The following is an 870-nucleotide window of genomic DNA, read 5'->3' on the forward strand; positions in this document are numbered from 1 at the left end:
CAAGCGACTATTTGCGTCGAGAGAAGATTGCATTGGGTCTGTGTTGAACCTCGTTAAGAAGACAAGATGGCCGAAGAAGACGTTGCTGCCCTCGTCGTTGACAACGGATCCGGAATGTGCAAAGCCGGGTTCGCCGGAGACGACGCCCCGAGAGCCGTCTTCCCATCCATCGTCGGCAGACCGCGTCACCAGGGTGTGATGGTAGGAATGGGTCAGAAGGACAGCTACGTCGGTGACGAGGCCCAGAGCAAGAGAGGTATCCTCACCCTCAAGTACCCCATCGAGCACGGAATCGTCACCAACTGGGACGACATGGAGAAGATCTGGCACCACACCTTCTACAACGAACTCCGAGTCGCTCCCGAAGAGCACCCCGTGTTGCTGACGGAGGCCCCCCTCAACCCCAAGGCCAACAGGGAAAAGATGACCCAGATCATGTTCGAGACCTTCAATTCCCCGGCCATGTACGTCGCCATCCAGGCTGTCCTCTCCCTCTACGCCTCCGGTCGTACCACCGGTATCGTCCTAGACTCCGGCGATGGTGTCACCCACACCGTGCCCATCTACGAGGGCTACGCCCTGCCGCACGCCATCCTCCGTCTCGACTTGGCTGGCAGAGATCTCACCGATTACCTGATGAAGATCCTGACGGAGAGAGGCTACAGCTTCACCACCACAGCCGAGAGGGAAATCGTTCGCGACATCAAGGAGAAGCTGTGCTACGTCGCCCTGGACTTCGAGCGAGAGATGGCCACGGCTGCTTCCAGCTCCTCCCTGGAGAAGAGCTACGAGCTGCCTGACGGCCAGGTCATCACCATTGGCAATGAGCGGTTCCGCTGCCCTGAGGCACTCTTCCAGCCTTCCTTCCTG

Annotated in this window: 1 protein-coding gene; it reads left to right on the top strand. The window is 59.1% G+C overall.

Annotated features, from left to right (window positions below):
• Positions 1 to 66: 66 nt before the first annotated feature.
• Positions 67 to 870, top strand: an 804-nt coding sequence (locus tag L5876_RS14515) for a hypothetical protein (RefSeq protein WP_236957077.1), incomplete at its 3' end; no start/stop codon positions are given.

This window comes from Hyphobacterium sp. SN044 (assembly GCF_021864465.1).
GTDB lineage: Bacteria > Pseudomonadota > Alphaproteobacteria > Caulobacterales > Maricaulaceae > Hyphobacterium.